The following is a 7,890-nucleotide window of genomic DNA, read 5'->3' as shown; positions in this document are numbered from 1 at the left end:
TTCACCTCGTTCGCGAGGTAGAACCGGCGCTCGGTCTCGATCACGTACTGGAACTGCGAGACGACGTCGCGGTACTCCCGGTACAGAGCAAGCTCGAGCTCGCGGTCGTAGTCCTCGAAGACTTCGTCATCCATGATGAGTCCATCCTAGGGTCGCCGGACCACACGGCGTCGCGGCGGCTTCCACCGCGGCATCCGGTACCTCGACGGGCATCAGAAGAGGGTCGGGGCGTCGCCGATCGACCACGACGCGCGATGGTGCGGGCTGAGGCCGTGCTCGCGGATCGCCTCGCGGTGATCGGGGCTCGCGTAGCCCTTGTTGCTGGCCCAGTTGTAGTGCGGCAGCTCGTCGTGCAGCCCGACCATGAGGGTGTCGCGCGCGACTTTGGCGATGACGGATGCGGCGGCAGCGCTCGCGCAGTCGCGGTCGGCCTTGATCACGGGCTGCACGGTGAGCCCTCGCTCGCCGGCCGGCGTGATGTAGTCGTAATTGCCGTCGAGGATGACGATCGCCTCTTCGGGGACGACGCCGTGCGCGCGCAGATCGGCGAGCGCCCGCGCCGTGGCGAGGCCGAGCGCGCGCATGATCCCGATGTCGTCGATCTCGGCGGAGCTCGCCCAGCCGACGGCGCTGTGCAGCACCCATTCCGCCGCACGGCCGGCGACCTCGGCGCGCCGTAGCTCCGGGACGAGCTTGGAGTCGCGCAGCCCTGTCGGCACGCGCTTGCGCGCGCGGGCCGCGTCGACGACCGCGACGCCGACCGCGACGGGTCCGGCCAGGGCGCCACGGCCCACCTCGTCGCACGCGATGACGATCGGACGCTCGCGGAGCAGGCGCCGCTCGAGCGTCAGACGGGGCTCGGCGACGGCCATCACGGCGACGCGCCGCCTTCCTCGTCCGGCTGCGGCGCGGGCACGCCCGCGAACACCTCGTGATGGAAGTCGAGGGCGCCGAACCGGTCGAAGGGCCACGTGATGAGGAACGCGCGCCCGACGACGTTCTCGAGCGGCACGAAGCCCTTGCCCGGCTGATCCGTGTTGTAACGCGAATCGCGCGAGCGGTTGCGGTTGTCGCCGAGCACCCACAGGCTGTCGTCGGGCACGACGACGTCGAACGGGTCGGCCGATGCGGGCGACTCCGCCGACGGCAGGTCGAGGTAGTCGGATTCGTCGACGGGAACGCCGTTGACCGTGATCTGGCCGATCGCGTTGCAGCACACGACGTGGTCGCCGGGGAGTCCGATGATCCGCTTGACGAGGTGGTCGTCGCTGTCGGGTGCGGCCAGGCCGACGAGCGACAGCACCCACTCGATCGCTTCGACGACGGGTGGCCGCTGCGGCGACGTGTCGGGCACGAGCCACCCGCCCGGGTCGCGGAACACGACGATGTCGCCGCGCGAGTAGCCGCCGAAGCGCGGCGTGATCTCGTCGACGAGGATGCGGTCGTTCACGTGCAGCGTCTCTTCCATCGAGCCTGACGGTATGTAGAACGATCGCACGAGGAACGTCTTGACGAGGAACGACACGAGCACCGCGACGATCACGATGATGATGACGTCGCGGGCGAAGACGAGCCAACTGCGACGACGCGCGCGCCGGGCGGAGCCGCCCGTGCTGTGCGTCGTCTCGATCGGTTCGGCCGGTGCCGTCTTCTCGGTCGTCATGAAGCCCTTCGCCCGGCTCGCCGAACCTCGGAGAACCGCTGGAACAAGGTTCCCATATTCGCGCGGAATCCTCCTCGCCGGACTCGACGACGTGAAACGCAGAACGCCCCGGAATCCGATGGATCCGGGGCGTTCGAGGCGAAGCGACTCAGTTCTCGCGCTTCTCCTTGATCTTGGCCTTCTTGCCGCGCAGGTTGCGCAGGTAGTAGAGCTTGGCGCGACGGACATCACCGCGCGTGACGACCTCGATGCGGTCGATCACCGGCGAGTGCACCGGGAAGGTGCGCTCCACGCCGACCTGGAAGCTGATCTTGCGGACCGTGAACGTCTCGCGCACACCGTCGCCGGAGCGGCCGAGAACGACGCCCTGGAAGACCTGGATGCGGGAGCGGTTGCCCTCGGTGATGTTGACGTGCACCTTGACGGTGTCGCCGGGGCCGAAGTCGGGGATGTCGTTGCGGAGCGAGGCCGCATCGACGGCGTCGAGGATCTGCATGATCGTGCTCTCTCTGCGGCCGCCACAGGTCGACCGCGGGATGAATGGATTGAGGATTCGGTGTGCGCCCGGAGCCGCCGGCCGTGAGGCTTCGACGACGGGCTCCCCTGAGGCAGAGCCTGGGCGGGGCACAAACAACCATTCTGCCACGGATGCGACAACCCGCCAAAACCGCGGGCGGAGCCCTCCGCGTCAGCGCTCGGAGCGCTTCTCGGCGACGACGATGACCTCGTCGACCGACTCGGCCGTCACGCGCGGAGCGGGCGGCGGAATGTAGGCCATGCCGTCGGTCGCATGCAGCACCATGCCGGAAGGACGCGCTTCGCGCCACAGTTGCCACAGCTCGAGCCAGAACATCGCGATTCCGACGACGATCGTCACGACGAACACGGGCGCCCACCACGCGGGGTTGAAGAACCCGAGCGCGATCGTGAGCGCATGCCACAGCGTGAATCCGCCGACGTCCCACCACGAGACCGCGCGCTGCGCGCGGACCGTGCCGCGGGCGCGCACGAGGAGCGTGAGGATCAGCTGGCCGAGGAAGACGGACGGGATCGCGATGAAGAGCACCCAGAGGAAGCCCCACCCGCCCGCGTCGAACACGGCCCATCCGACGAGAAGCCACAGCGGCAGGAGGAAGGCGGCGGGGATGAGCCACCCATAGAACGCGCGCCGCAGCCACATAGCACCGATGCTACGCCGCCGCGCGAGTCGACGGGAGCGCGGGGGACCTCTGCGCGGCATCCTCCCAGGTGCCCCGGTGAGCCACGGGCGGGCGGAGAGCATTCATCGGCGAGAATGGACGGGACGAGAGGACGAGCATGATCGAGTTGCGCACCCCGGCCGAGATCGAGGCGATGCGACCCGCGGGGCGCTTCGTGGCGGAAGTGCTCGCGACGCTCCGCGACGAGACGAAGGTCGGCACGAACCTCCTCGCGATCGACCGCCGTGCGCACGACATGATCCGGCGCGCGGGCGCGGAGTCCTGCTACATCGACTACCACCCCTCGTTCGGCGCGCGCCCGTTCGGCAAGGTCATCTGCACGTCGGTCAACGACGCGGTGCTGCACGGTCTCCCCCACGACTACGTCCTGCGCGACGGCGACCTCGTGTCGCTCGACTTCGCCGCCTCGATCGACGGCTGGGTCGCCGACTCGGCCGTCTCGTTCATCGTGGGCACGCCGCGCGACGAGGACCTCGCCCTCATCGAGACGACGGAGCGAGCGCTCGACGCGGCGATCGCGGCGGCGACCGTCGGCAACCGCATCGGCGACATCTCGTTCGCGATCGCCGAGATCGCGAACGGCAACGGCTACTCGATCAACACCGACTTCGGCGGCCACGGCGTCGGACGCGTCATGCACGGCGACCCGCACGTGCCGAACGACGGCAAGCCGGGCCGCGGCTTCCCCCTGCGCGCGGGACTCGTCCTCGCGCTCGAGCCGTGGTTCCTCCAGACGACCGACAAGCTCATCACCGACCCCGATGGCTGGACCCTTCGCAGCGCGGACGGCTCGCGCGGCGCCCACTCCGAGCACACCATCGCGATCACCGACGACGGCCCGATCGTGCTCACCGACCGTTCGTTCCTCGGGGTGCGCTGACCCCTCCCGTCACCGGCGCAGCGCCGGCCCTGTGACGACCGCCGCATCGGGCGGCACGGCGAGCTTCCCCTCCGCAAGGTGCACACGCGCCGACGTCGTGAGCAGCACGCGCGATGCGCCTGGCACTGCGAAGTGCACATCGTTCCTCGTGAGGTTCACAAGGATCTCGACGGCACCTCGCCGCAGCCGGAAGGCGCGGTGCGCGGCATCCGTCCCCTCTCCCCCTATGACTTCGGCCCCGAGTGACGCGAAGGACGGGTCGGTGAGCTCGGCGCGCTCGCGACGCAGGCGCGCGAGCGCGCGGTACAGCTCGAGCAGTCGGGCGTGATCGCCGGCGGATGCCTCGGACCAGTCGAGCTTCGACCGCCGGAAGGTCTCGGGGTTCTGCGGGTCGGGCACGACGGACTCGTCCCACCCCATGCGCGCGAACTCCGCGATGCGGCCCTTCGCGGTGGCCTCGCCGAGCTCGGGCTCGGGGTGGGACGTGAAGAACAGCCAGGGAGTCGACGCTCCCCACTCCTCACCCTGGAAGAGCATGGGCGTGCCGGGAGCCGTCATCGTGAGCACGGCCGCGACCGCCAGCCGGTCGGTCGAGAGCGACTGCGACAGCCGGTCCCCCGTCGCGCGGTTGCCGATCTGGTCGTGATCCTGCGCGAACGTGACGAGCCGCCACGCGGGAACGTCCTCGGGGATCGGCCGGCCGTGCTCTCGTCCGCGGAACGAGGAGTGCGTGCCGTCGTGGAAGAACCCCCGCGTCCACACCTTCGCGAGCGCGTCGGGGGCAGCGAAGTCGGCGTAGTATCCCGCCGTCTCACCGGTGAGCGCGACGTGCACCGCGTGGTGCCAGTCGTCGCTCCACTGGGCGGTGAGACCGTAGCCGCCCGCCTCGCGCGGCAGGATGAGCGTCGGGTCGTTGAGGTCGGACTCCGCGATGAGCGTGAGCGGACGGCCCAGGTGCGCCGACAGGGCATCGACCCGCTCCGCGAGCTCGCGCAGCAGATGCTTCTCCGACGAGTCCTTCAGCGCGTGCACCGCATCCAGGCGCAGGGCGTCGACGTGATAGTCGTCGAGCCACATGAGCGCGTTCTCGATGATGTGCGCACGCACCGCCGGCTGGTCGAGGTCGATCGACGAGCCCCACGTGTTGCGCTCGGCGTCGCGCACGTAGGGCCCGAACTCAGGCAGGTAGTTGCCGCTCGGCCCGAGGTGGTTGTAGACGACGTCCTGCACGACCGCGAGCCCGGTCGCGTGCGCCGCGTCGACGAAGCGCCGATACGCCTCGGGGCCGCCGTACGCCTCGTGCACGGCGTACCAGAGCACGCCGTCGTAGCCCCAGTTCCACTCGCCGTTGAACGCGTTGACCGGGAGCAGCTCGACGTGCGTCACCCCGAGCTCGACGAGGTGGTCGAGCCTCCCGATCGCGGCGTCGAGAGTGCCCTCGGGGGTGAACGTGCCGATGTGCAGCTCGTACACGACGCCGCCCGCGAGCTGGCGCCCCGTCCAGCGTCCGTCGCTCCACGGGAACGCGAAGGGGTCGAAATGAGCGGATGCCTCGTGCACGCCCCGCGGCTGGCGGCGCGACCGCGGGTCGGGCCGCACGGCATCCCCGTCGCCGAGCACGAAGCCGTACTCGTCGCCCGGTGAGAGGTCGACGCCGGCGGTCCACCATCCGGCATCCGACTTCTCGAGGTCGACGTCGTCCCTGCCGGGTCGCCGCAGCCGGACGCGCTCCGCGCGCGGGGCCCACACCTCGATCATGCGTCGTCCTCCAGCACGAGCAGTGCCACGGGATACGTCGCGAAGAGGTCGCGCAGCGCGACCACGCCTTCCTCGAACCGGCGGCCCGTGAACGCGTCGACGGTCGGCCCGGCGTGCCGCAGGAGCGCCGTGTCGCCCCAGCCGCCGCGCCTATCCAGTCCGACAGGCAGACGCGTCGCGACGGCGACTGCGCCGCCGCGGTCGAAGGCCACCGCGTGGTCGGCGGCCTCACCCACCACCGTCATGGGCGTGTAGCGAGTGAAGAGTTCGCGGCGGTCTCGCCGCAGCCGGAGAGCGCGCGAGGTCACGAGCAGCTTGGCTGCTCCTGTCTCGTCGATCGCGGGCTGCCAGCCTTCGTCGATTCGCGCGAGCAGCTCGCGCCGCATGGCGAAGTCCACAGGACGACGGTTGTCGGGGTCGACGAGGCTCGTCTCCCACAGCTCCGATCCCTGGTACACGTCCGGCACGCCCGGCCCCGCGATCTGCAGCGTCTTCGCCGCGAGCGAGTTCGACCAGCCGAGCGGCGCGATCTCAGCGACGAATTCCTCGACGATCGGACGCGCGTCGCCGAAGGCGGCGTCGACGAGGCGGTGCATCCGATCCTCGAACACAGGCTCGGGGTCGAGCCACCCGGTCGCCTCGCCTGCTTCGCGCGCGGCCTTCTCGGCGTACGCGTGCAACCGCTCGGGGGCAGCAGGCCACGCGCCGACGATCGCCTGCCACAGGAGGCTGTCGAACGGACCGTGGCCCGTCGTCGCGACCGCGCGAAGGCGGCCGAGCACGTCCGCCCAGCGCTCGGGGATCTCGGCCAGCACGGACAGCCGCGCACGGACATCCTCCGCGCGCTTCGTGTCGTGCGTCGACAGCGCCGTCATCGAACCCGGCCACGCCGCCTGGCGCCGCTCGAACGCACGGTGGAACCCGTCGACCGCCAGCGAGAAGACGCTCGGATCGCCGCCCACCTCGGTGAGCGTGCCGAGACGCGTCGCCCGATAGAACGCCGTGTCTTCGACGCCCTTCGCCATGACGGGGCCGGTCGTCTGCTGGAACCGCCGCGCCACCTCGAGTGTCGGGTCCGACAGCACCGGGACGAGGGCGGCGATCGTCGTGGCGAGCTCTGGACGACGGGCGGATGCCTCCCGCGCCGCCTGCTCGAGCCATTCCTTCCCCGCAGGGAGGTACGAGCGATACGTCGGGAAGCACGCGAGCAGCTCGGCGAGCGCGTCCGCGGCATCCGGATCGTCCGAGAGCCCGCTCGGCAGGAACCGCACGAGCCGGCGGATCTCGGCGACCTGGATCGTGTCGGCGATCATGCGCTTCGTGTCGTGGATCAGGTCGGGCCACGCCTGCGCGGGTGCGAGCCCCGTGTCGGCGCGCAGTCGTGCGTCGAGCGCGTCGAGCGCGTCTTCGCCGGCAGGGTCGATGAGCACGCGGTCGATCTCGGCCATCGCGTCGTAGCCGGTCGTACCGTCCGCATGCCACCACGCGGAAAGTGTCTCGGGGTGGTCGGTCGCCGCGTGTTCGAGGATCTTCTCGACGAGCACGTACGCGCCGTCGGTCTCGGCCGCGAGGCGTTCGAGGTAAGCGCCCGGGTCGACGAGGCCGTCCGGATGGTCGATGCGCAGTCCGTCCACGAGCCCGTCGCGGATCCACCGCAGCACCTCGACATGAGCGGCGTCGAACACCCACGGCACCTCGACGCGGAGTCCGGCGAGCTTCGACACCGCGAAGAAGCGCCGGTAGTTGAGGTCCGTCGCCTCGCGGCGCCAGTGCATGAGCTGCCAGTGCTGGCGGTCGAGGACGGTCGCGGCATCCGCCCCGTCATCGGCCGAACCGGGTGCGAGTGGCAGCACGTGGTCGAAGTAGCGCACGACGCCGGAATCAGGGTCGATGACGATGTCGGCCATCGCCTCGTCGAGCTCGGCACCGAGGACCGGCACGCGCACCTTGCCGCCGCTCTCGTCCCAGTCGATGTCGAACGCCTCGGCCCAGGAGGATGCGCGGCCGTGCTCGAGCACGTCCCACCACCACGGGTTCTGCTCCGGACGCGAGATGCCCATGTGGTTGGGCACGATGTCGACGAGGACTCCGAGCCCCGCGGCCCGGGCGGCGACCGCGAACCGCTCGAGCGCCGCCGCTCCCCCGCGCTCGGGATCGACCTCGGTCGGGTCGACGACGTCGTAGCCGTGGTCCGAGCCCGACGTCGCGCGCAGCAACGGCGACAGGTATGCCCAGTCGACGCCGAGATCGCGCAGATAGTCCGTCACGTCGGCGGCGGCGTCGAGGTCGAACGACGCGCGCACCTGCATGCGGTATGTCGAAGCGGGCGGGATGTGCATCCGCTCTCCTTCCTCGCTTCTCGTCGCCTT

At 70.4% G+C, this 7,890-nt stretch carries 8 protein-coding genes; 1 reads left to right on the top strand and 7 read right to left on the bottom strand.

Going from position 1 to position 7,890, the window contains the following annotated elements; all coding sequences use genetic code 11:
• The 5 genes from VFF97_RS07160 to VFF97_RS07140 form a co-directional block, all read right to left on the bottom strand.
• On the bottom strand, window positions 1-134 hold a 134-nt coding region (locus tag VFF97_RS07160), incomplete at its 3' end, for a DUF2469 family protein (RefSeq protein ID WP_325032804.1).
• Window positions 135-212: 78 nt separating this feature from the next.
• A complete protein-coding gene (locus VFF97_RS07155) occupies window positions 213-872 on the bottom strand; it encodes a ribonuclease HII (RefSeq protein WP_325032802.1) in 660 nt (219 codons plus the stop codon).
• Window positions 872-1,663, bottom strand: a complete 792-nt coding sequence (gene lepB / locus VFF97_RS07150) for a signal peptidase I (RefSeq protein WP_325032801.1) — start codon at window positions 1,661-1,663, stop codon at window positions 872-874. The genes VFF97_RS07155 and lepB overlap by 1 nt, the downstream gene beginning before the upstream one ends.
• A gap of 148 nt (window positions 1,664-1,811) precedes the next feature.
• Window positions 1,812-2,159, bottom strand: coding sequence for a 50S ribosomal protein L19 (gene rplS / locus VFF97_RS07145; protein ID WP_325032800.1), 348 nt, complete (start codon window positions 2,157-2,159; stop codon window positions 1,812-1,814).
• A gap of 192 nt (window positions 2,160-2,351) precedes the next feature.
• Window positions 2,352-2,843, bottom strand: coding sequence for an MFS transporter permease (locus VFF97_RS07140; protein WP_325032799.1), 492 nt, complete (start codon window positions 2,841-2,843; stop codon window positions 2,352-2,354).
• Between the two features lie 137 nt (window positions 2,844-2,980).
• On the opposite strand from VFF97_RS07140, the gene map reads away from it, so the two are divergent.
• Window positions 2,981-3,763 (top strand): type I methionyl aminopeptidase, encoded by a 783-nt coding sequence (gene map, locus VFF97_RS07135; RefSeq protein ID WP_325032798.1) that lies wholly within the window; start codon window positions 2,981-2,983, stop codon window positions 3,761-3,763.
• A gap of 9 nt (window positions 3,764-3,772) precedes the next feature.
• On the opposite strand, the gene treZ is transcribed toward map, so the two are convergent.
• Complete coding sequence (treZ, locus tag VFF97_RS07130; protein WP_325032797.1) at window positions 3,773-5,521, bottom strand: malto-oligosyltrehalose trehalohydrolase; 1,749 nt, start codon at window positions 5,519-5,521, stop codon at window positions 3,773-3,775.
• Window positions 5,518-7,860 carry a malto-oligosyltrehalose synthase gene (treY, locus tag VFF97_RS07125; protein WP_325032796.1) on the bottom strand — a complete coding sequence of 781 codons (2,343 nt, stop codon included), beginning with the start codon at window positions 7,858-7,860 and terminating at the stop codon, window positions 5,518-5,520. Before treY ends, treZ begins: the two co-directional genes overlap by 4 nt.
• Window positions 7,861-7,890: the final 30 nt, after the last annotated feature.

Origin of the sequence: Microbacterium sp., from assembly GCF_035687345.1 — a bacterium.
GTDB lineage: Bacteria > Actinomycetota > Actinomycetes > Actinomycetales > Microbacteriaceae > Microbacterium.
Note: the sequence above shows the minus strand (reverse complement) of the source record. Positions and strands in the feature narration are given on the sequence as shown.

Coding starts and splice junctions, on each gene's coding strand:
- VFF97_RS07155 (WP_325032802.1), bottom strand. CDS start 872: ATGGCCGTCGCCGAGCCCCGTCTGACGCTCGAGCGGCGCCTGCTCCGC.
- lepB (WP_325032801.1), bottom strand. CDS start 1,663: ATGACGACCGAGAAGACGGCACCGGCCGAACCGATCGAGACGACGCAC.
- rplS (WP_325032800.1), bottom strand. CDS start 2,159: ATGCAGATCCTCGACGCCGTCGATGCGGCCTCGCTCCGCAACGACATC.
- VFF97_RS07140 (WP_325032799.1), bottom strand. CDS start 2,843: ATGTGGCTGCGGCGCGCGTTCTATGGGTGGCTCATCCCCGCCGCCTTC.
- map (WP_325032798.1), top strand. CDS start 2,981: ATGATCGAGTTGCGCACCCCGGCCGAGATCGAGGCGATGCGACCCGCG.
- treZ (WP_325032797.1), bottom strand. CDS start 5,521: ATGATCGAGGTGTGGGCCCCGCGCGCGGAGCGCGTCCGGCTGCGGCGA.
- treY (WP_325032796.1), bottom strand. CDS start 7,860: ATGCACATCCCGCCCGCTTCGACATACCGCATGCAGGTGCGCGCGTCG.